We start from the raw sequence: 22592 nt of genomic DNA on the forward strand, positions 1-22592 counted from the left end.
TGCTCGCTGAAAAAGCCGCTGATTATGCCGCAAATCAGGACAGGTTGATCATGTCGCGGATCTTGCTGCCCAGTCGCTCGATGGAAAACGGTTTGGTGATCATGTCCATCCCCTCGGCCAGGAATCCGTAACGCTCGGCGGCCTTTTCCGCGTAGCCGGTGATGAACAGCACCTTCAGGCCTGGCCGCTGCTGGCGCGCAATCTCTGCCAATTGTCGGCCGTTGAGCCCTGGCAGACCCACATCGGTGACCAGCAGGTCGATGTGCAAACCTGCTTCGAGCAGCGCCAATGCGGCACTGGCGTCGGCCGCCGAATGCGCGGCATAGCCCAGTTCATCCAGCACATCCAGCACCAGCATGCGCACCGCCGGATCGTCTTCGACCACCAGCACGCTTTCTCCGGCCTGGGCCATCGGTGCCACGACTGGAATGCGTTGCTCGGCGGTCTCGCCGAACGGTTCACTGTGGCGCGGCAGGTACAGGCGCACACAGGTGCCCTCGCCAGGCCGGCTCTGCAACGTCACCTGGCCGCCCGATTGCTGGGCGAAGCCATAGATCATCGACAGCCCCAAGCCGGTGCCCTGGCCGATGGGCTTGGTGGTGAAGAAGGGGTCGAACGCCTTGGCCAGCACCGGCGCGCTCATGCCGCTGCCGTTGTCGCTGACCCGGAACATCACATAGGCCCGTGGCTTGACCGGTTCCAGAGTCGCGCCCTCCGGCGAGGCGTCGAGTTCGCAGTTGGCAGTCTCGATGGTCAGTACGCCGCTCTCGGGCATGGCGTCGCGGGCATTGATGACCAGGTTGAGCAGGGCGTTTTCCAGTTGGCTGGCATCGGTGTTCACCGGCCATACATCGTCCGCCAATTGCAGCCGCAGTTGCAGATGCTCGCCCAACGTGCGGCTGAACAGCTCTTCCAGTGAATGCACCAGCTCGTTGGGCGCCAGGCGCTTGCGGTCCAGCGACTGGCGTCGCGAAAACGCCAGTAGCCGGTGGGTCAGGCCCGCCGCGCGATGCGCCGAACTGATCGCCGCCTCGCTGAAGCGCTTGATCTCGCTGCTGCGCCCGGCGTCGATGTAGCGCTGCATCAGGTCCAGGCTGCCGATGATGCCGGTGAGCATGTTGTTGAAATCGTGGGCGATACCGCCGGTCAACTGGCCGAGCGCTTCCATTTTCTGCGCGTGGCGCAAGGCCTCTTCGGCGCGTTCGCGCTCCTGCATTTCGTTCTGTAGCCGCAGGTTGACCTCGGCCAGGGCCTGGGTACGCTCGCTGACCCGGGTTTCCAGATGTTCGTTGAGCTCGCGCAGGGCCTGCTCGACCTGACGGCGATTCTGCACGTCCTCGGTCATGCCGAACCACTGCCGGATCACGCCATCGGCATCGCGCTCGGGCAGTGCGCGGGCATGCATCCAGTGATAGCTGCCGTCGGCCATGCGCAAGCGGTACTCGGCGTCGTAGGGGCGGCCGGTGCTCACTGCCAGTTGCCAGGTGTCCAGGGTCGGCAGGTGGTCATCCGGGTGCATCAGCTGTGCCCAGTCTTCGTCCGGCTGCAGACCGCGAATACCGGTCAGTTGTCGCCAGCGCTCGGTCTGGCTCTTGCCGTCGGTCCGGCCATTGGCCTCGGCCGTCCAGTGCACGGCGGGTGATAGCTCGATGGCCATGCGAAAATGCGCTTCCCGGTCGCGCAGCTCCTGCTCGGCGCGACGGCCCAACGCGCTGACTTCACGCCGCTCGTTGGCCTCGATGGCGGTCACCAGAATGCCGGCCACCGGCTCGTTTTCGTCACGGATCGGGCTGTAGGTGAGGTCCAGCCAGACCTGTTCGGAATCACCCTCGCGCGGCAGATTGAAGTCCTTTTCGCTGAAGGTGCGCACCTCACCCTGCAACACGGCGGCGTAGATCGGGTCGGTGAATGCCTTGAGTTCCGGCCAGATGTTGTCCACCGGCTGGCCGAGGGCGCGCGGGTGGTTGCTGCCCACCAGCAGCGCGAAGGCATCGTTGTACAGCTGGCACAGCTGCGTGCCCCACAGCAGCAGCATCGGCATGGGCGAGTGTGTGACGATGTCCACGGCGGTGCGCAGGCTCTGCGGCCAGGCATCGGGGGCGGGCAGGGGACTGTCGGCCCAGTCCATGCTTGCGATCAATGTCGCGACCTTGCCGCCCACAGGTGAGGCATTCATTGCGTTATCCTTTGATTTACCGCGGCTGCAGATGCAGCCAAGCTATAGCGTACTCACTATCGACGGCCTTCGCAGGACCCCAGCACATGGAAATTCAAGCATTGCTCAAGCTCCTGGCCAGTCAGGACGGCTCCGACCTCTACCTGTCCACCGGTGCGCCACCCTGCGCCAAGTTCAACGGCGTGCTCAAGCCCCTGAGCGCCGAGGCGTTGAAGCCCGGCGACATCGCCGAGATCGCGGCCGGCATCATGGACGCCGAGCAGCGTATCGATTTCGAGCGCGAGCTGGAAATGAATCTGGCGCTGTCGATCCACGGGGTAGGGCGCTTTCGGGTCAACATCTTCAAGCAGCGCAACGAAGTGTCCATTGTCGCACGCAACATCAAGCTCGACATTCCCAGCTTCGAGGACCTCAAGCTGCCGCGCAAGCTGCTCGACGTGATCATGGAAAAACGCGGCCTGGTGCTGTTCGTCGGCGCCACCGGTTCGGGCAAGTCGACGTCGCTGGCAGCGCTGATCGACTACCGTAACCGCAACAGCAGCGGGCATATCATCACCATCGAGGACCCGGTGGAGTTCATCCACCGGCACAAGAAATCGATCATCAACCAGCGCGAGGTGGGTGTCGATACGCGCAGTTTCCAGGCGGCTTTGAAAAACACCCTGCGCCAGGCGCCGGACGTGATCCTGATCGGCGAGATCCGCGATCGCGAAACCATGGAGCACGCGCTGGCGTTCGCCGACACCGGCCACCTGGCCATTTCAACTCTGCACGCCAACAACGCCAACCAGGCGCTGGACCGCATCATCAACTTCTTCCCCGAAGACCGCCGTCCGCAGCTGCTCAACGACCTGGGCAACAACCTGCAGGCGTTCGTCTCGCAGCGGCTGGTCCGCACCACCGACGGCAAGCGTCGCGCGGCGGTGGAAGTGATGCTGGGCACCCCGACCATCCGCGATTTCATTCACCGCAACGAGTTTTCCGAGCTCAAGGGCATCATGGAGAAATCCGTGAACCTGGGCATGCAGACGTTCGACCATGCGCTCTACGAGCTGGCCGTGGAAGGGGCGATCAGTGAAGAAGAAGCGTTGAAGAATGCCGATTCGGTGAACAACCTGCGCCTGCGCTTGAAACTGCAAGGCGAAGAAGGCGTGCAACACACCACCGCACCGGCCCCACCCACACCTGCCCCCGACCGCAAAAGCGCAGATTGGGGCCTGGTGGCAGATGACCCAGAAACCCCTCACTGACCCACCACCGCCCCTGTAGCAGCGGCGCAAGCCGCGTCCGGCTACACCGCGTTCATCCAGACACACCGCTCATACCGCCGACGCGGCTCGCGCCGCTGCTACAGGAAATGCGCAATACCACGGTGTGTGAAATGCCCACGGACGCTGTTGATGCAACGCGGCCCCCTGTAGCAGCGGTGCAAGCCGCGTCCGGGTACACCGCGTTCACCCAGGCACACCGCGTATGCCGCCGACGCGGCTCGCGCCGCTGCTACAGGAAATGCGCAAGGCCTCGGTGTTCCAGATGCACCGCAGACGCTGTTGATGCAACGCGGACCCCTGTAGCAGCGGCGCAAGCCGCGTCCGGCTACAACGCGTTCATCCAGACACACCGCGCATACCGCCGACGCAGCTTGCGCAGCTGCTACAGGAAATGCGCAAGGCCTCGGTGTTCCAGATGCACCGCAGACGCTGTTGATGGAACGCGGACCCCTGTAGCAGCGGTGCAAGCCGCGTCCGGCTACACCGCGTTCATCCAGACACACCGCGTATACCGCCGACGCGGCTCGCGCCGCTGCTACAGGAAATGCGCAAGGCCTCAGTGTCCCAGATGCACCGCCGACGCTGTTGATGGAACGCGGTCCCCTGTAGCAGCGGTGCAAGCCGCGTCCGGCTACACCGCGTTCATCCAGACACACCGCGTATACCGCCGACGCGGCTCGCGCCGCTGCTACAGGAAATGCGCAATACCACGGTGTGTGAAATGCCCACGGACGCTGTTGATACAACGCGGTCCCCTGTAGCAGCGGTGCAAGCCGCGTCCGGGTACACCGCGTTCACCCAGGCACACCGCGTATGCCGCCGACGCGGCTTGCGCCGCTGCTACAGGTGGATTTCCACTGCCAGGGGCAAATGGTCGGATAGGTGCGTCCACGGCTTGTTGCCGAGGATGATCGGCCCATGACTGGTCGCGTTTCTGACGTAAATCCGGTCCAGGCGCAGCAATGGGAACCGCGCGGGGTAGGTCTTGGCCAGCTGCCCGTTGTGCCGCTCGAACGCTTCGTGCAGGTCCTGGCGCTTGGCCAGCGTCGCGTTGCCGCGCAGCTGCCAGTCGTTGAAATCCCCGGCGATGATCACAGGCGCGTCTTCAGGCAGCGAATCAAGCAGTTGACCCAACAGCTTCAATTGCAGTTGCCGATGACTTTCCAGCAACGACAGGTGCACGCAGATCGCATGCACCTCATCATGCCCCGGCACCTGCAGAACGCAGTGCAGCAAGCCGCGGCGCTCGGGCCCGGTGATCGAGATGTCGAGGTTGGTGTAACGCAGGATCGGGTACTTGGACAGCACCGCATTGCCATGATGGCCGTCCGGATACACCGCATTGCGCCCGTAGGCGAAATCGCTCCACATGCTGTCGGCGAGGAATTCGTACTGCGACATCTGTGGCCAGTTGGAGAACTTCGACGCATGGCCATCGTGGCCGCCCAGCACTTCCTGCAGGAACACCAGATCGGCGCTGGTGCTGCGCACCGCCTCGCGCAACTCGGGCAGGATGAAACGGCGGTTGAAGGCGGTGAAACCCTTGTGGGTGTTCACCGTCAGCACCCGCAGGCGATGCACTTCACGAGGCTGGTCCGACGTTTGCGGGCCGAGGGGGTCGCTGGGGGGAGCGATGGTCACAGAAGCTCCTTGCACATGAGAATGTCCTTACTCCGACTTTGCCGGCACTGGGCGGTTCCCCGCCTCATTGCGCCAGCCAGCCACCGTCGATGTTCCACGCCGCGCCACGCACCTGGCTACCGGCTTCGCTGCACAGGAACAGGACCAACTCGCCCAGATGCTCGGGTGTGACGAATTCCAGCGACGGCTGCTTTTCAGCCAGCAGTTCGCGCTGGGCGGCAGCCGGGTCACCGCCCTTGGCCGCGCGGTCGTCGATCTGCTTCTGCACCAGTGGGGTCAGGACAAAGCCGGGACAGATGGCATTGCAAGTGATCTGCGTGGTGGCCGTCTCCAGGCCCACCACCTTGGTCAGACCGATCACCCCATGCTTGGCCGCCACATACGCCGACTTGCCGACCGACCCGACCTGGCCATGCACCGAGGCGATATTGACGATCCGACCCCAGCCCTTTTCGCGCATGCCGGGCAGCGCCAGGCGAATGCCGTGAAACACCGAAGACAGGTTGATCGCGATGATCGCGTCCCAGCGCTCCACCGGGAAGGCCTCGACCGCTTCCACGTGCTGGATGCCGGCGTTGTTGACCAGAATGTCGACACCGCCAAGGCTCGTTCGGACGTACTCGAACAACTCGGCCAATTGCGCTGGATCGCTGACATCAGCGCCATGGTGCGCAACCTGGGTGCCGTGCCGACGGACTTCGGCCAAGGCCGCCGTCGGATCGCCGAAGCCGTTGAGCACGACGTTCGCGCCGTGGGCGGCAAGCACCGAGGCAATGCCCAGGCCGATGCCGCTGGTGGAACCGGTAACCAAAGCCGTCTTGCCGTGGAGTGCCATGTGCGATGTCCTTGTGGTTGTTATGCACGCTATACCAGGCTACACCATCGCTGCCTGCAGCAGTTCCTGGGTGTAGGGGTGCCGTGGGTCGTTGAACAGCTGATCGGTGGGGCCATGCTCCACCACCTTGCCATCCTTGACCACGATCACATCATGGGCCAGCGCCCGCACCACCGCCAGGTCGTGGCTGATGAACAGATAGGTCAGGCCATGGCGCTCCTGCAACTGCTGCAACAGTTGCACCACCTGCTTCTGCACCGTGCGGTCGAGGGCCGAGGTCGGTTCGTCCAGCAGCATCAAGGCCGGGCGCAGCACCAGTGCGCGGGCGATGGCGATGCGCTGACGCTGGCCCCCGGAGAACTCATGGGGGTAGCGGTGCCGCGCCTCGGGGTCCAGACCCACCTCGCGCAGCACCTGGATCACCTGTTCATCACACGCGCGAGCGTCGGCGCCGCTGTGCACTTCCAGACCCTCACTGATGATCTGCGCCACCGACATGCGCGGGCTGAGGCTGCCGAACGGATCCTGAAACACCACCTGCATCTGCTTGCGCCACGGCCGCATCTGCTTCTGGTCCAGACCATCGAGCGCCTGGCCCTGGAAACGAATACCTCCTTGCGAATCGACCAGGCGCAGGATCGCCTGACCCAGCGTCGACTTGCCCGAGCCGGACTCGCCGACGATGCCCAGGGTCTTGCCTTGCTGCACGCTCAGGCTGATGCCATCCACCGCCTTGACGAACTCGTGCGGCTTGCGGAACAGCCCGCCGTTCAGCGGGTACCAGACCTTCAACTGCTCGACCTGCAACTGCTCGGGCCGCGCCTGGTGGGACAACGCCACGCCAGCGGGTTCGGCATCCAGCAGCAGTTGGCTGTAGGGGTGCTGCGGTGCGTTGAACAGCTGTTCGCACGGGGCCTGCTCGACGATTTCCCCGGCGCGCATCACGCACACGTGCTGGGCGATGCTGCGCACCAGATTGAGGTCGTGGCTGATCAATAGCAGCGACATGCCCAGGCGCTCCTGCAACGACTTGAGCAGCAGCAGGATGCGCCGCTGCACCGTGACGTCGAGCGCGGTGGTGGGCTCATCGGCAATCAGCAGCTGCGGCTCGCAGGCCAGTGCCATGGCGATCATCACGCGCTGGCGCTGGCCACCGGACAATTGGTGCGGGTAGGCCTTCAAGCGCTTGTGCGGCTCCTGGATGCCCACCATCTGCAGCAACTCCAGAATGCGCGCCTCGGCCTGCTTGCCGCCCATGCCCTTGTGCACCAGCAGGGTTTCACCGATCTGCTTCTGCACCATGTGCAGAGGGTTCAGCGAGGTCATGGGCTCCTGAAAGATCATGGCGATGCGATCGCCGCGCATGCGGCGCAGGGTGGCCGCATCGGCGCCCAGCAGTTCCTGACCCTGATAGCGGACACTGCCGCTGCTCTGGCAGCCACTGGCCGGCAACAGTTGCAGGATGGAGTGGGCGGTCACCGACTTGCCCGAACCCGACTCGCCGACCAGCGCCACGCACTGGCCGGCAGGAATGTCGAAACCGACATCCTTGACCACTGTTTGGCCATTGAAGGCCACGGTGAGGTGGCGGATTTCGATGAGGTTTTCAGCGGTCATGGGCAGTGGCCTTGTGGGGTGACAGTAAGGGCCTCTTCGCGGGTAGAACCCGCTCCCACAAGGATATTTGGGAAGCTGAACCTGTGGGAGCGGGTTCTACCCGCGAAGAGGCCCCCAAACCCACCACAAAACCCCACCTCAAGCACGCGGATCAAACGCATCGCGCAGCCCCTCTCCAATGAACACCAGCAGCGACAGTATCAGCGCCAGCGTGAAAAACGCCGTGAAGCCCAGCCACGGCGCCTGCAGGTTCTGCTTGCCCTGCGCGATCAACTCGCCCAGCGAAGCACTGCCGGCCGGCATGCCGAAACCCAGAAAATCCAGCGCCGTGAGGGTCGAGATCGCCCCGGTCAGAATGAACGGCAGAAAGCTCAAGGTCGCGTTCATGGCATTGGGCAGGATGTGCCGCAGGATGATCTTGCGGTCCGACAAACCCAGCGCCCGTGCGGCCTTCACGTATTCCAGATTGCGCCCGCGCAGGAACTCGGCGCGCACCACGTCCACCAGCGCCAGCCAGGAAAACAGCGCCATGATGCCCAGCAGCCACCAGAAATTGGGCTCCACGAACCCGGAGAGAATGATCAGCAGGTAAAGCACCGGCAGCCCCGACCAGACTTCCAACAGGCGCTGGCCGAACAAATCCACCCAACCCCCGTAGTAGCCCTGCAACGCTCCGGCAGCGATGCCGATCAGCGAGCTGATCAAGGTCAGCGCCAGGGCAAACAGAATCGACACCCGCGCACCGAAAATCACCCGCGCCAGCACGTCGCGGGACTGATCGTCGGTCCCCAGCCAGTTGGTCGTCGAGGGTGGGCTGGGGGCGGGCTGGGTCAGGTCGTAGTTGGGCGTGTCGGCGCTGAACGGAATCGGCGGAAACAGCATCCAGCCGCCACGCGAGGCGATCAGCTGGCGCACGTAGTCACTGCGATAGTCGGCCTGGAACGGCAACTGCCCGCCGAACTCCTGTTCGGTGTGGCGCTTGAACACCGGGAAGTACAGCTCGCCGTCGTACTTGAGCACCAGCGGCTTGTCATTGGCGACCAGTTCGCCGCCCAGGGTCAGGGCGAACAGGGCCAGGAACAGCCACAGCGACCACCAGCCACGGCGGTTCTGCTTGAAACGGTCCAGGCGGCGACGGGCCAGGGGCGACAGACGCATCAGGCATTCCTCGCGCTGAAGTCGATGCGTGGATCGACCAGGGTGTAGCACAGGTCGCCGATCAGTTTGATCAGTAGCCCCAGCAGGGTAAAGATGAACAGCGAGCCGAACACCACCGGATAGTCCCGCGACACCGCCGCCTCATAGCTCAGGCGGCCCAGGCCGTCGAGGGAGAAGATCACCTCGATCAGCAACGAACCGGCGAAGAACACGCTGATGAACGCCTGGGGCAAGCCGGCCACCACCAGCAGCATGGCATTGCGAAACACATGGCCGTAAAGCACCCGTCGCTCGCTCAGCCCCTTGGCCCGGGCCGTCACCACGTACTGCCGGGTGATCTCGTTGAGAAACGAGTTCTTGGTGAGGATGGTCAAGGTGGCGAAACCGCCGATCACCAGCGAAGTGACCGGCAGCACCAGGTGCCAGAAATAATCGGCCACCTTGCCCAGCAGGCTGAGCTCGGCGAAGTTGTCCGAGACCAGCCCCCGCACCGGAAACCAGTTCAACGAGGTGCCGCCGGCGAACACCACGATCAGCAGCATGGCGAACAGGAATGCCGGCATGGCGTAGCCGATGATGATCAGGCTGCTGCTCCATACATCGAAGCGGCTGCCATGGTGTACCGCCTTGCGGATGCCCAGCGGAATCGACACCAGGTAGGTGATCAGCGTCGCCCAGAACCCCAGCGAGAGGGTCACCGGCATCTTGTCCAGGATCAGGTCGGTGACCTTGGCACCACGAAAGAAACTGTTGCCGAAATCCAGCACCGCATAGCTCTTGATCATCAGCCACAGGCGTTCATGGGCCGGTTTGTCGAAACCGTACTGGCGCTCGATGTCCTTGATCAGCTTGGGGTCCAGGCCACGGCTGGCGCGCGAACCGCCTTGCAAGGTGTCGCCGCCACCGCCGGTGACGCTGCCGCCGCCCACACCCTGCAAGCGCGCGATGGCCTGTTCCACCGGGCCGCCCGGCGCAGCCTGGACGATAACGAAGTTGACCAGCAGGATCGCCAGCAGGGTCGGCACGATCAGCAAAAGGCGACGTAGTGTGTAACCCAGCATCAGTGAGTCTTCCCTGTCAGGCGGTCGCGCATCTGTTCGGTGGTCAGCGCCGTGGGGCTGACCTCCCACCAGGTTTCGATCGCCGGGTCATTGGGCGCTGGCGAGGCGGGCATGCCGAAGCGGTTCCACCACACCGTCGAGGTGCCCGGCGGGTAGTAGTTGGGCACCCAGTAGTAGTTCCACTGCAGCACCCGGTCCAGGGCGTGGGCGTAGTCGCGCATCTGCGTCTGCGTGCTGGCTGCGCCCAGGCCGTTGATCAGCGCGTCCACGGCCGGATCCTTGAGCACCATCAGGTTGTTGGAACCCGGGTCGGTGGCCACGCCGGAACCGAAGAAACCATACAGCTCGATGCCCGGCGTCGGTGTGACCGGGTAGCCGGTGATGATCATGTCGTAGTCGCGGGCCATCAGCCGGTTGACGTATTGCGACGAATCGATGCGGCGGATCTCCATGGTGATGCCAATCTGCGCCAGGTTGCGCTTCCACGGCAGCAGGAGGCGCTCCAGGCCGTTCTGGGTGTTGAGGAAAGTGAAGCTCAGCGGCTTGCCTTCGGCATTCACCAGCCGGTCGCCGTCGGCATGCCAACCGGCCAGTTGGAGCAGACGCAGCGCCTGCAACTGCTTGTCGCGGATCAGCCCGGAACCGTCGCTGACCGGTGCGTGAAACACCTGGGTGAACACCTCATCCGGCACCTGGCCGCGCAGTTTTTCCAGAATCTTCAGTTCACCGTCGCTGGGCAGTTCCCGAGCGGCCAGCGGGCTGTTGGAGAAGAAGCTCTGCTGGCGGATGTACATGCCGCGCATCATCTGCCGATTGCTCCATTCGAAATCCCAGAGCATGGCCAGCGCCTGGCGCACGCGTCGGTCCTGGAACACCGGCCTTTGCAGATTGAAGACAAAGCCCTGGGCTGACTGCAGACCCTCCTTGGCCAGGTGCGCACGTTGCAGACGGCCGTCGTCGAGCGCCGGGCCGTTGTAGCCGATGGTGTAGGCCGTCGCCGAGAACTCGCGGTTGTAGTCGTAACCGCCGCCGCGCAGCACCTGGCGCGCGACGTCGGTGTCGCCGAAGTACTCGATGCTGAAATGGTCGAAGTTGTACATGCCGCGCGCTTCGGGCAGGTCCTTGCCCCACCAGTCGGGGTTGCGCTTGAAGGTGATGCTGCGGCCGTTGTCGATTTTCTCGATCAAATAGGGGCCGCTGCCCAGAGGAGCTTCGAAACCGCCGCCGTTGGCGAAGTCACGGGTCTTCCACCAATGCTCGGGCAGCACCGGCAGGGTGGCCAGGTCCAGCGGCAGGGTACGGCTTTCGGCGTTCTTGAAATTGAAACGCACCTGTCGCGGACCCTCGACCTGCACATCGGCAACGTTGGCGAACTGGGTGCGGTAGCCCAGGCTGCCTTCGCGCATCAGCAGCTCGAAGGTGTAGCGCACGTCCTCGGCGGTGATCGGCTGACCGTCGGCGAACACTGCCTTGGGGTTGAGGTAGAAGCGCAGCCACAGGCCGTCATCGCCGCGCTCCATGCGCTCGGCCACCAATCCGTAGACGGTGTAGGGCTCGTCCAGCGAGCGCACGGCCAGGGGCGAGTAGAGCAGGCCGTCGACCTGGCTGACACCGATGCCCTTATCGATGTACGGCAGAATATGATCGTACTGGCCGATCTCGATGGCTGAGCGGCGCAGGCTGCCGCCCTTGGGCGCGTCGGGGTTCACGTAGTCAAAATGCTGGAAGTCGGCGGGGGGGTAGCGCGGTGCTTCGCCGTAGACGGTCAGCGCATGCTGCGCTGCGGCCTGGGCGTTGGCCGCCGTGGTGAACAGGGCACAAAGAACGAAAGAGAGGAAAACTGCGCGCATTGTCTGCCTGGGTCGAAAAGCGAAGGGTGCAGCCTAACATCATGGCCCGGTGGTATTGCAAACGCAGAACGGCCCGCGATAGACGGGCCGTTCGGGTGTAACGCAGACCGCGGACGAATCAGTCCTGACGGCTGGTGACTTCCAGCAGGTGGTAACCGAACTGGGTCTTCACCGGGCCTTGCACGACGTTGATCGGCGCGCTGAATACGACGGTGTCGAATTCCTTGACCATCTGGCCTGGACCGAACGAACCCAGGTCGCCGCCTTGGCGGCTGGATGGGCAGGTGGAATTGGCCTTGGCGATTTCCGCGAAATCGGCGCCGCCTTCGATCTGGGCCTTGAGGTCGTTGCACTTGGCTTCGTCGGCAACCAGGATGTGGCGGGCAGTGGCTTTAGCCATGGTGATTCTCCTTTCTGAAAAAGTGGGCAGGGTACCCGATTGAGGGGCGGTTTTCCTGCAAAAGTTCCATGGGAATCTGTACGCCGGGTCAGTCGCGGCTGTGCACCCGACGGCCAGCGGCGTAGGTCTGCAAGACCACGCGGTCGTCGCCCAGGGTCATCAGTACGAACAGCACCTCTTCGAAGGTCTTGGCTTGCGCGATACGGTAGCTGAGCAACGGCGTGGCATGGTAGTCGAGCACCACGAAGTCGGCATCGGTGCCCGGCTGCAGCGTGCCGACGCGGTCCTCCAGGCGCAGCGCGCGGGCGCCGCCCAGGGTCGCCAGGTACAGCGACTTGAACGGGTTGAGCTTCTCACCCTGCAACTGCATCACCTTGTAGGCCTCGTTCAGGGTATGCAACAGCGAGAAGCTGGTGCCAGCGCCGACGTCGGTGCCCAGGCCGACGTTGACCTTGAAGCGCTCGGCCTGGGGCAGGTTGAACAGGCCGCTGCCCAGGAACAAGTTGGAGGTGGGGCAGAAGGCGATGGCCGAGCCGGTTTCGGCCAGGCGCTCGCACTCGGCGTCGCACAGGTGCACACCGTGGGCCAGCACCGAGCGCTCGCCGAGCAGCTGGTAGTGGTCGTACACGTCCAGGTAGTTGCTGCGCTCGGGGAACAGCGCCTTGACCCATTCGATTTCCTGGAGGTTCTCGCTCAGGTGGGTCTGCAGGTAGACGTCCGGGTACTCGCGCAGCAGCTGTCCGGCCAGGGTCAGCTGGGCCTCGCTGCTGGTCGGCGCGAAGCGCGGCGTCACCGCGTAGTGCAGGCGGCCCTTGCCGTGCCAGCGTTCGATCAGCGCCTTGCTCTGGGCGTAGCTGCTCTGGGCGGTGTCGGTCAGGTAGTCCGGCGCATTGCGGTCCATCATCACCTTGCCGGCGATCAGGCGCAGGTCCAGGGCCTGGGCGGCCTCGAACAGGGCGTCGACCGATTCGGGGTGAACGCTGCCGAACACCAGCGCGGTGGTGGTGCCGTTGCGCAGCAGTTCCTTGAGGAAGATCTGGGCGACACCGTCGGCATGCGCCTTGTCGGCGAACTGGCCTTCACAGGGGAAGGTGTACTCGTTCAGCCAGTCCAGCAGTTGCTCGCCATAGGAGCCGACCATGCCGGTCTGGGGGAAGTGGATGTGGGTGTCGATGAAGCCGGGGGTGATCAAGGCATCGGGGTAATGGGTCACCTCGACGTCGTCTGCCAGCGTCGGCAGCACCTCGCTGGCGGCGCCCAACGCACTGATCCGCCCGTCCTCGACCACCAGCACGCCATCGGCGAAGTATTCGTAGGAGGCCTGGACACCGACCAGGGCAGGGTCGTCGAGGCTGTGCAGGATCGCGGCGCGATAGGCTTTGCGGGTAAGGCTCATGGTGCATCTCTCAAGGGAACGGGGCTGCGGCGCGAGCGCGGCAGCAGTTGGGCGACCGCCGGCGAGCTGGCTGTCCCCGGCTCGGCGCGGGCGCCAAAGTGCGCATTGTAGGTGGCGATGATCTCGGCGGCGATGGAAACGGCGATTTCCATGGGCAGCTTGCCCTTCACCGCCGCCAGACCCATGGGGCAGCGCATGCGCTGCACCACTGCGGGCGCGATGCCGCGGTCACGCAGGCGGTGCTCGAATCGCGCGCGCTTGGTGGCGGAGCCGATCAGGCCGAACCAGGTGAAGTCGTTGCGCTCGAGGATGGCTCGGGTCAGCTCCAGATCCAGTGAGTGGTCATGGGTCATGACGATGCAGTAGCTGCCCACCGGCAGGCTCGCGACCTCGTCCACCGGCTCGTCGGTGATCACCTGGCAGACACCGTCGGGCAGGCTCGCTGGAAACTCCTCGGGCCGCGAGTCGACCCAGCGTACCCGGCACGGCAGGCTCGCCAGCAGCGGCACCAGCGCACGGCCGACATGGCCGGCACCGAACACCACCACCTGCGCCTGCGTTTGCGCCACCGGCTCGAACAGCAGCACCGTGGCACCGCCGCAGCATTGCCCCAGGCTGGCGCCCAGACTGAAACGCTCAAGGCGTGTGGCGCGGGTGCCGTCGGCCAGCATTTCGCGGGCGATGTGCAGCGCCTTGTATTCCAGGTGACCGCCGCCAATGGTGTCGAACAGCGCCGTGGCGCTGACCACCATCTTCGCCCCGGCATTGCGCGGCGTGGAGCCTTTCTCTTCGATGATGGTCACCAGCACGCAGGCTTCGCCTCGGGCCTGGTGTTCGGCTAGGGCACTGATCCAGTCAGTCATGGTGCACGCTCCCCGGCGCCCCCTGGCGCATCTGCTCGCAGCCCCATAGCACCCGTTCGGGCGTAGCAGGGGCATCGATGCTGGGTTGCAGCCGGTAGTCACCCAGGCTGGCCACGGCATCCTTGATCGCGCACCAGGCAGCGATGCCCAGCATGAACGGCGGCTCGCCCACGGCTTTGGAATGGAACACGGTGTCTTCCGGGTTCTTGCGGTTTTCCACCAACCGCACGCGCAGGTCCTGGGGCATGTCGGCCACCGCCGGAATCTTGTACGACGCCGGGCCGCTGGTCAGCAGCTTGCCCTGATCGCTCCACACCAGCTCCTCGCACGTCAGCCAGCCTACACCCTGGAGGAAACCGCCTTCCACCTGACCCAGGTCGATGGCCGGGTTCAGCGAGGCGCCGACGTCGTGGAGGATGTCGGTGCGCAGCAGCTTGTACTCGCCGGTCAGGGTGTCGATCAACACTTCGCAGCAGGCCGCGCCATAGGCGAAATAGTAGAACGGCCGGCCGCGGGCCAGGCTGCGGTCGTAATGAATCTTCGGCGTCTTGTAGTAGCCGGTGCTGGACAGCGACACCTGGCCCATCCACGCCTGCTGCACCAGGCTCTGGAAGGTCAGCAACTGGTCGCGCACGCGGACGTGGCCGTTGCTGAATTCCACGTCTTCTTCACTGACCCGGTAGTGCCGCGCGGCGAACTCGACCAGCCGCTGCTTGAGAATCAGCGCCGCGTTCTGCGCCGCCTTGCCGTTCAGGTCGGCACCGCTGGACGCCGCAGTGGGCGAGGTGTTGGGCACCTTGTCGGTGTTGGTGGCGGTGATCTGGATACGCGCGATGTCGACCTGGAACACTTCGGCCACCACCTGCGCGACCTTGACGTTCAGGCCCTGGCCCATCTCGGTGCCGCCGTGGTTCAGGTGAATGCTGCCGTCGGTGTAGATATGGATCAGCGCGCCGGCCTGGTTGAGAAAGCTGGCCGTGAACGAGATACCGAACTTGACCGGCGTCAGCGCCAGGCCCTTCTTCAGCACCGGGCTGTCGGCGTTGAACGCGCGGATCGCCTCGCGGCGCTGTTCGTAGTCGCAGCTGGCTTCGAGCTCGGCGGTGATCTCTTCGAGCAGGTTGTGCTCCACCGTCTGGTAGTAATGGGTGACATTGCGCTCGGTCTTGCCGTAGTAGTTGGCCTTGCGCACCGCCAGCGGGTCGAGGGCCAGGTGGCGCGCGATGCGGTCCATCACTTCCTCGATGGCCACCATGCCCTGGGGGCCGCCGAAGCCGCGGTAGGCAGTGTTGGACGCGGTGTGGGTCTTGCAGCGGTGGCCGTTGATGGTGGCGTCGCCGAGATAATAGGCGTTGTCGGCATGGAACATCGCCCGGTCGACGATCGACGCCGAGAGATCGGGTGAATAGCCGCAGTTGCCGGCCAGGTCCAGATCGATCCCGTGCAGCCGCCCGCTGTCATCGAAGCCCACGTCGTACTCGATGTAGAAGGGGTGGCGCTTGCCGGTCATGAGCATGTCTTCGACCCGCGGCAGGCGCATCTTGGTCGGCTGTCCGGTCAGGTGCGCGACCACGGCGCACAGGCAGGCCGGGCTGGCGGCCTGGGTTTCCTTGCCGCCGAAACCGCCGCCCATGCGCCGCATGTCCACCACCACCTGGCTCATAGGCACGTTCAGCACCTCGGCCACCAGTTTCTGCACCTCGGTCGGGTTCTGCGTCGAGCAGTAGACGATCATCCCGCCGTCCTCGGTGGGCATCACCGAACTGATCTGGGTTTCCAGGTAGAAATGTTCCTGGCCGCCGATGTGCACGCTGCCCTGCAGGCGATGCGGTGCGCTGGCCAGTGCCGCTGCCGAGTCACCGCGCTGGTGAGTGTGGCTGTCGAGCACGAAATGCTGCTGGCGCAGCGCCTGGACCACGTCCAGCACCGGCGGCAGGTCCTCGTACTCGATCACGGCGGCCATCGCTGCGCGGCGGGCGCTGTCCAGGTCGCGGGCGGCCACGGCCAGCACCGGCTGGCCGACGAACTCGACCTTGTCGATCGCCAGCAGCGGGTCGCCCGGCAGCAGCGGACCGATGTCCTTGAGGCCCGGAATGTCCTCGTGAGTGATCGCCAGGCGCACACCGGGGATGTCGTAGCAGGCCGACGTGTCGATGCGCAGGATGCGCGCATGGGCTCGGTCGGAAAGCCGGGCATACACGTGCAGCTGGTTGGGAAATTCCAGGCGGTCGTCGATGTACACCGCCTCACCGGTGACGTGCTTGTCGGCGCTGTCGTGCTTGATCCCCCGGCCAACGCCGGTGGTCAGGCCCTGGGCGAACAGTTCAGCCATACGTGCCTGGCTGTCGGGCGCTTGATGTTCAGACATGGGCGATCACCCGCGTTTGGAGGTGGGGCGACTGCAATTCGATGAAGCACTTGCGCAGCAGGTTCTGCGCGGTCAGCAAGCGGTACTGCTTGCTCGCGCGAAAATCCGACAGCGGTGTGAAGTCATCGGCCAGGGCGGCGCAAGCGGTTTCAACGTTCGCCTGTGTCCAGGGCCTGCCGAGCAATGCGGCCTCGCAAGCGGCGGCGCGCTTGGGAATGGCCGCCATGCCGCCGTAGGCGATGCGCACATCAAGAACGCGGCCGTCTTCGATCAGCAGGTTGAACGCGGCGCAGACCGCGGAAATGTCATCGTCCAGCCGTTTGGAGACCTTGTAGGCGCGAAACACGCGGCGAGCGTCGCCGCGGGGGACGATGACCTTTTCGATGAACTCGCCGTCTTCGCGAGCGGTGACCCGGTAGTCGATGAAGTAGTCCTGCAAGGGCAGGGTGCGGCTGCGTTCGCCCTTGCGCAGGACCAGTTGCGCGCCCAGGGCCAGCAGCAGGGGCGGGCTGTCGCCGATCGGCGAGGCGTTGCCGATGTTGCCGCCCAGGGTGGCCTGGTTGCGAATCTGCAACGAAGCGAAGCGGTGCAAGAGATGGCCGAAATCCGCGTACTCGTTCGCCAAGGCCTGATAGCAATCGGTCAGCGGCGTGGCTGCGCCTATCTCCAGGCGGTCGTCGAAGGTCTCGATGCGCTTCATCTCGGCCACATGGCCCACGTAGATCATCACCGGCAGGACCCGATGCGCCTGGGTCACCTCCAGTGCCAGGTCGGTGCCGCCGGCCAGCAGTCGCGCCTCGGGCTGCTCGCTGTACAACTCGGCCAGATCGGCGACGGTCAAGGGCACCAGGCAGCGGTTGTTGCCACCGTGGAGCTCGTCGGTCTGCGCCGGCGCGATGGTTTTCAGCCGGGCGACGGTCTGCGCCTGCTGGCGGTCGAACTGATCGGGCAAGGCAGGTCCGCCGCAGGCCTGGGCTGCGGCGTCGAGAATCGGGCGGTAACCGGTGCAGCGGCAGAGGTTGCCGGACAACGCCTCGCAGGCTTGCTCGCGGTTGGCCTGCGGCTGGTTCTTCTGCAAAGCGAACAGTGACATGACGAAACCTGGGGTGCAAAACCCGCACTGCGAGCCGTGGCAGTCGACCATGGCCTGCTGCACGCTGTGCAGGCGACCCTGATGCTTGAGGTCCTCGACGCTGAGCAGTTGCTTGCCGTGCAGGCTGGAAACGAACGTCAGGCAGGCGTTGCTGCTGCGATAACGAATGTGTGATTGGCCCTGGTCTTCGACCAGCTCGCCGATCACCACGGTGCAGGCACCGCAGTCGCCGCTGGCACAACCCTCTTTGGTGCCCGGACGCGCCAAATCGGTGCGCAGGTACTCCAGCACAGTCAGATTCGGGTCCAGGGCGTGCTCGGTGTGCAGCGTTTGATTCAAAAGGAACTGGATCACGGATGGCCTCACGACACCTGATTCTTGGGTCTGCCTCAAGCAGAATCTATGCGGCGGCCGGGGAGCGGTCAACGATTAGTTGACCTGCGGGTCAAGAAGTTGAGCGAGCCCGTTTCCTGCACCCCGGCAGTCATGCCCTTTGCCAAGCCACATCCGTGCCAACCTGCCGCCTTTGCCCGGCAATTGGGGTACACTGCGCGCCATGCTGCGATCACAGACAGCCGATCACCGATTCCCGATTGTCGAAGGAAAACCATGACGTTCAAGGCGCCGGACAGCCTCGCCGAGCAAATTGCCCATCATCTGGCCGAGCGCATCATCAGCGGTGAGCTCAAGCCGGCCGAGCGCATCCAGGAACTCAAGGTCACCCAGGCGCTGAACGTCAGCCGTGGCTCGGTGCGCGAGGCCCTGCTGATTCTGGAACGGCGTCATCTGGTCGACATCCTGCCGCGGCGCGGTGCCCAGGTCAGCGAACTCAGCGAGCACAAGGTGCGCAGCCTGTGCGCCCTGATGGGCGAGATGTACATCATGCTCGGCGAGGCCGTGGCCCAGCGCTGGCAGAGCGAAACCGACCTGGCGCCGTTTCTGGTCATCCAGCGCCGTCTGCACACCAGCTTCGAGCGCCAGGACATCAACGCCTTCGTCGAGGACAGCTTCAACGTCATGCGCGCCGCCTATCCATTCGCCAATAACCCGTACCTGCAAGAAACCGTCGAGAACCTGCAACCGGCCATGAACCGCACCTACTACCTGGCGCTGGAACAACGCAAAGCGTCAATGAGCGAATACCTGGCCTTGTTCGGGCGCTTGCTGGAAGCGGTGTCCGCGCGCGACCTGGCGCTCATCCGCAAGGTGCTGGGCGAATACTGCCAACGCAGCTGCGAACTGGTGCTCAGCGCCTTGGCGGCCCGCTGAGCATGCGCCTCAAGTGCATTCGTCTGGCCGGGTTCAAGTCGTTCGTCGACCCCACCACGGTCAATTTCCCCAGCAACATGGCCGCCGTGGTCGGGCCCAATGGCTGCGGCAAGTCCAACATCATCGACGCGGTGCGCTGGGTCATGGGCGAAAGCTCGGCGAAGAACCTGCGCGGCGAGTCGATGACCGACGTCATCTTCAACGGCTCCACCAGCCGCAAGCCGGTCAGCCAGGCCAGCATCGAACTGGTGTTCGACAACAGTGACAGCACCCTGGTCGGCGAGTACGCCGCCTACGCGGAAATCTCGATCCGCCGCAAGGTCACCCGCGAGAGCCAGAACACCTATTACCTGAACGGCACCAAGTGCCGTCGGCGCGACATCACCGACATCTTCCTCGGCACCGGCCTGGGCCCGCGCAGCTACTCGATCATCGAGCAGGGCATGATCTCCAAGCTCATCGAGGCCAAGCCCGAGGACCTGCGCAATTTCATCGAAGAGGCCGCGGGCATCTCCAAGTACAAGGAGCGCCGTCGTGAAACCGAGAGCCGCATCCGTCGCACCCACGAGAACCTGGCGCGCCTGACCGACCTGCGCGAGGAGCTGGAACGCCAGCTCGAACGCCTGCACCGCCAGGCCCAGGCCGCGGAAAAATACCAGCAGTACAAGGCCGAGGAGCGCCAGCTCAAGGCGCAGCTGTCGGCCCTGCGCTGGCAGAGCTTGAACGAGCAGGTCGGCCAGCGCGAAGCGGTCATCGCCGATCAGGAAGTGGCCTTCGAGGCCCTGGTCGCCGAACAGCGCAACGCCGATGCCAGCATCGAGCGCCTGCGCGACGGTCATCACGAGCTGTCCGAGCGGTTCAATACCGTGCAGGGACGCTTCTATTCGGTGGGCGGCGACATCGCCCGGGTCGAGCAGAACATCCAGCACGGCCAGCAGCGCCTGCGGCAATTGCAGGATGACTTCAAGGAAGCCGAACGCGCGCGCCTGGAAACCGAATCGCACCTGGGCCACGACCGCACGCTGCTGACCACCTTGGGCGAGGAGCTGGAAATGCTCGAGCCCGAGCAGGCGATCAGCACGGAAGCCGCCGAGGAGGCCGCCGCAGCCCTTGAAGAAGCGGAAACCCGCATGCACGGTTGGCAGGAACAATGGGACCGGTTCAACACACGCTCGGCCGAGCCGCGGCGCCAGGCCGAAGTCCAGCAGGCGCGCATTGCCCAGCTGGAACAGTCGATGCAGCGCCTGGCCGAGCGGCAGCGGCGCCACAGCGAAGAGCGCGAACTGCTGGCGGCCGATCCGGAAGATGCCGCCATCCTCGAGCTGGACGAACAACTGGCCAGCAGCGAAATGCTCATCGAAGAATGGACCGCGCAGGAACAGCAGCAGGCCGAGCAGTTGGAAACCACCCGTCAGCAACTGCAAGAGGCTACCCAGGCCCAACAGCAGGCTCAGGGCGAGTTGCAGCGACTCAACGGCCGCCTGGCCTCCCTGGAAGCGCTGCAGCAGGCCGCGCTGGACCCGGGCACGGGAACCGCGCAGTGGCTGGACCGCCAGGGCCTTGCCCAACATCCGCGTCTGGCTGAAGGCCTGCGGGCCGATGCGGGCTGGGAACTGGCCGTGGAAACCGTTCTGGGCGCCGACCTGCAAGCGGTGCTGGTCGATGATCTGGCGGGGCTGGACCTGGCCGGCTTCGACCAGGGCGAGCTGCGTCTGGTCAGCCCTGCCAAGGGCGCCCCTGCCTCGGCAGATAGCCTGCTGCACAAGGTCCACAGCGACGTCGATCTCAGCCCTTGGCTGGCCGGCGTGCGCGGCGTCGCTGACCTCGACACTGCGCTGGCCTTGCGCAGCCAGTTGGCCGAAGGCGAGAGCCTGGTCAGCCAGGACGGCTACTGGCTGGGACGGCATTTCCTGCGGGTCAGCCGTGGCAACGACGCGAGCCGCGGCGTCCTGGCACGCGGGCAAGAGTTGCAAGCCCTTCAGGCGGACGTGCAGACCCATGAGGCGACCCTGGCGCACTGGCAGGAACAATTGCTCACCTGCCGCGAGCAGCAGCAAGCCCAGGAACAACTGCGCGAGCAGCTGCGTCGGCGCATCCAGGATGAAAACCGCCAGCAGGGCGAGCTCAAGGCCAAGCTCTCGGCCAGCCGGGCCAAGGCCGAGCAACTGTCGCTGCGCCGCCGCCGGCTCGACGAAGAGTTGAGCGAGCTGTCCGAGCAGCGCGCGTTGGAGCACGAGCAGGTCGGCGAATCGCGCCTGCAGTTGCAGGACGCGCTCGACGCCATGGCCAGCGACACCGAACAGCGTGAACGATTGATGGCGCAGCGCGATGAGCTGCGCGAGGGCCTGGAGCGCATTCGCCAGGACGCGCGTCAGCACAAGGACCGGGCTCACCAGTTGGCGGTCCGCCTGGGTTCGCTGCGCGCCCAGCACGATTCCACGCGCCAGGCACTGGAACGCCTGCAACTGCAGGCCGAACGCCTGACGGAAAAGCGTGAACAACTGACCCTGGGCCTGGAGGAGGGCGAAGCGCCTCTCGAAGAGCTGCGCCTGAGCCTGGAGGGTCTGCTCGAACAGCGTATGGCCGTGGACGACGAGATGCGCCACGCGCGACTGGCGCTGGACGACGCCGATCGTGACCTGCGTGAGGTCGAAAAGCGCCGTACCCAGGCCGAGCAGCAGAGCCAGCTGTTGCGCGGCCAGCTGGAACAGCACCGCCTGGAATGGCAAGGGCTGAGCGTGCGCCGCAAGACCCTGCAGGAACAACTGCAAGCCGACGGCTACGACCTGCACGGCGTGCTCGCCACTCTCGACGTGCTGACCAGCGAACAGGAGGCCGAGGAAGAACTGCAGCGCATCGATGGCCGCATTCAGCGCCTGGGCGCAATCAATCTGGCCGCCATCGACGAGTACCAGCAGCAATCCGAGCGCAAACGCTACCTCGACGCCCAGGATGCCGACCTGGCCGAAGCGCTGGACACGCTGGAAAACGTCATCCGCAAGATCGACAAGGAAACCCGCAGCCGTTTCAAGGACACTTTCGACCAGATCAACGCCGGTTTGCAGGCTCTTTTTCCAAAAGTTTTCGGCGGCGGCAGTGCTTATCTGGAACTGACGGGCGAAGATTTACTCGATACAGGGGTAACGATCATGGCGCGTCCGCCCGGCAAGAAGAACAGCACCATTCATTTGCTCTCCGGTGGAGAGAAAGCCCTGACCGCACTGGCCCTGGTTTTCGCCATCTTCAAATTGAATCCGGCACCGTTCTGCATGCTCGACGAAGTCGATGCACCGTTGGACGACGCCAACGTCGGTCGTTACGCGCGGTTGGTGAAAGAGATGTCGCAGACGGTGCAATTCATCTATATCACCCACAACAAGATCGCCATGGAAATGGCCGATCAATTGATGGGGGTGACCATGCATGAACCGGGCTGTTCGCGTCTGGTGGCGGTGGATGTGGAGGAGGCCCTGGCCATGGTCGAGGCCTGAAAAACCCTCAAACCGACGTTAAAATCGAGCCATGTGCGACAGACGGTGTAAAGTTGTTTCTGGTCGTGCTAGTTTTACCGCATCGTATTTACGCGTGGAGAAA

General features: G+C 64.5%; 15 protein-coding genes. 3 read left to right on the top strand and 12 right to left on the bottom strand.

The window, feature by feature from the left end; genetic code table 11:
* Positions 1-34 precede the first annotated feature (34 nt).
* On the bottom strand, positions 35-2176 hold the full coding sequence (locus tag ABMD26_RS21175; protein WP_354311614.1) for a hybrid sensor histidine kinase/response regulator: 2142 nt from the start codon (positions 2174-2176) through the stop codon (positions 35-37).
* Between the two features lie 86 nt (positions 2177-2262).
* Here ABMD26_RS21175 and ABMD26_RS21180 point away from each other — a divergent pair, with 86 nt between their 5' ends.
* Positions 2263-3426, top strand: a complete 1164-nt coding sequence (locus ABMD26_RS21180) for a PilT/PilU family type 4a pilus ATPase (protein WP_049859379.1) — start codon at positions 2263-2265, stop codon at positions 3424-3426.
* An 861-nt stretch (positions 3427-4287) separates the two neighbouring features.
* On the opposite strand, the gene ABMD26_RS21185 is transcribed toward ABMD26_RS21180, so the two are convergent.
* The 11 genes from ABMD26_RS21185 to xdhA all read right to left on the bottom strand — a co-directional run bounded on the left by ABMD26_RS21185 (position 4288) and on the right by xdhA (position 18083).
* Positions 4288-5082, bottom strand: coding sequence for an endonuclease/exonuclease/phosphatase family protein (locus tag ABMD26_RS21185; RefSeq protein WP_414704788.1), 795 nt, complete (start codon positions 5080-5082; stop codon positions 4288-4290).
* A 70-nt stretch (positions 5083-5152) separates the two neighbouring features.
* Positions 5153-5923 (bottom strand): 3-hydroxybutyrate dehydrogenase, encoded by a 771-nt coding sequence (locus tag ABMD26_RS21190; protein ID WP_354311617.1) that lies wholly within the window; start codon positions 5921-5923, stop codon positions 5153-5155.
* A 39-nt stretch (positions 5924-5962) separates the two neighbouring features.
* On the bottom strand, positions 5963-7540 hold the full coding sequence (locus tag ABMD26_RS21195) for an ABC transporter ATP-binding protein (protein WP_354311621.1): 1578 nt from the start codon (positions 7538-7540) through the stop codon (positions 5963-5965).
* Positions 7541-7678: 138 nt separating this feature from the next.
* Positions 7679-8701: an ABC transporter permease gene (locus ABMD26_RS21200; protein WP_049859808.1), complete on the bottom strand. Its 1023-nt coding sequence runs from the start codon at positions 8699-8701 to the stop codon at positions 7679-7681.
* The gene (locus ABMD26_RS21205) at positions 8698-9759 is read right to left on the bottom strand and encodes a microcin C ABC transporter permease YejB (RefSeq protein ID WP_090358619.1); all 1062 of its coding nucleotides are present in this window, start codon (positions 9757-9759) and stop codon (positions 8698-8700) included. The genes ABMD26_RS21200 and ABMD26_RS21205 overlap by 4 nt, the downstream gene beginning before the upstream one ends.
* Positions 9759-11609 (bottom strand): extracellular solute-binding protein, encoded by a 1851-nt coding sequence (locus tag ABMD26_RS21210; RefSeq protein ID WP_354311628.1) that lies wholly within the window; start codon positions 11607-11609, stop codon positions 9759-9761. The genes ABMD26_RS21205 and ABMD26_RS21210 overlap by 1 nt, the downstream gene beginning before the upstream one ends.
* A 118-nt stretch (positions 11610-11727) precedes the next feature.
* Positions 11728-12009: a peptidylprolyl isomerase gene (locus ABMD26_RS21215; RefSeq protein WP_043189047.1), complete on the bottom strand. Its 282-nt coding sequence runs from the start codon at positions 12007-12009 to the stop codon at positions 11728-11730.
* A gap of 88 nt (positions 12010-12097) precedes the next feature.
* A complete protein-coding gene (gene guaD / locus ABMD26_RS21220; protein ID WP_354311634.1) occupies positions 12098-13405 on the bottom strand; it encodes a guanine deaminase in 1308 nt (435 codons plus the stop codon).
* On the bottom strand, positions 13402-14268 hold the full coding sequence (gene xdhC, locus ABMD26_RS21225; RefSeq protein ID WP_354311638.1) for a xanthine dehydrogenase accessory protein XdhC: 867 nt from the start codon (positions 14266-14268) through the stop codon (positions 13402-13404). Before xdhC ends, guaD begins: the two co-directional genes overlap by 4 nt.
* Positions 14261-16636, bottom strand: a complete 2376-nt coding sequence (gene xdhB, locus ABMD26_RS21230) for a xanthine dehydrogenase molybdopterin binding subunit (RefSeq protein WP_354311643.1) — start codon at positions 16634-16636, stop codon at positions 14261-14263. Before xdhB ends, xdhC begins: the two co-directional genes overlap by 8 nt.
* Positions 16629-18083 (bottom strand): xanthine dehydrogenase small subunit, encoded by a 1455-nt coding sequence (xdhA, locus tag ABMD26_RS21235; protein WP_354311648.1) that lies wholly within the window; start codon positions 18081-18083, stop codon positions 16629-16631. Before xdhA ends, xdhB begins: the two co-directional genes overlap by 8 nt.
* A 255-nt stretch (positions 18084-18338) precedes the next feature.
* On the opposite strand from xdhA, the gene ABMD26_RS21240 reads away from it, so the two are divergent.
* Positions 18339-18998 carry a GntR family transcriptional regulator gene (locus ABMD26_RS21240; RefSeq protein WP_354311652.1) on the top strand — a complete coding sequence of 220 codons (660 nt, stop codon included), beginning with the start codon at positions 18339-18341 and terminating at the stop codon, positions 18996-18998.
* Between the two features lie 2 nt (positions 18999-19000).
* Positions 19001-22489: a chromosome segregation protein SMC gene (gene smc, locus ABMD26_RS21245; protein ID WP_354311656.1), complete on the top strand. Its 3489-nt coding sequence runs from the start codon at positions 19001-19003 to the stop codon at positions 22487-22489.
* The last annotated feature ends 103 nt before the right edge of the window (positions 22490-22592 follow it).

Origin of the sequence: Pseudomonas sp. PvP001, from assembly GCF_040546375.1 — a bacterium.
Taxonomy (GTDB): Bacteria; Pseudomonadota; Gammaproteobacteria; order Pseudomonadales; family Pseudomonadaceae; genus Aquipseudomonas; species Aquipseudomonas coleopterorum.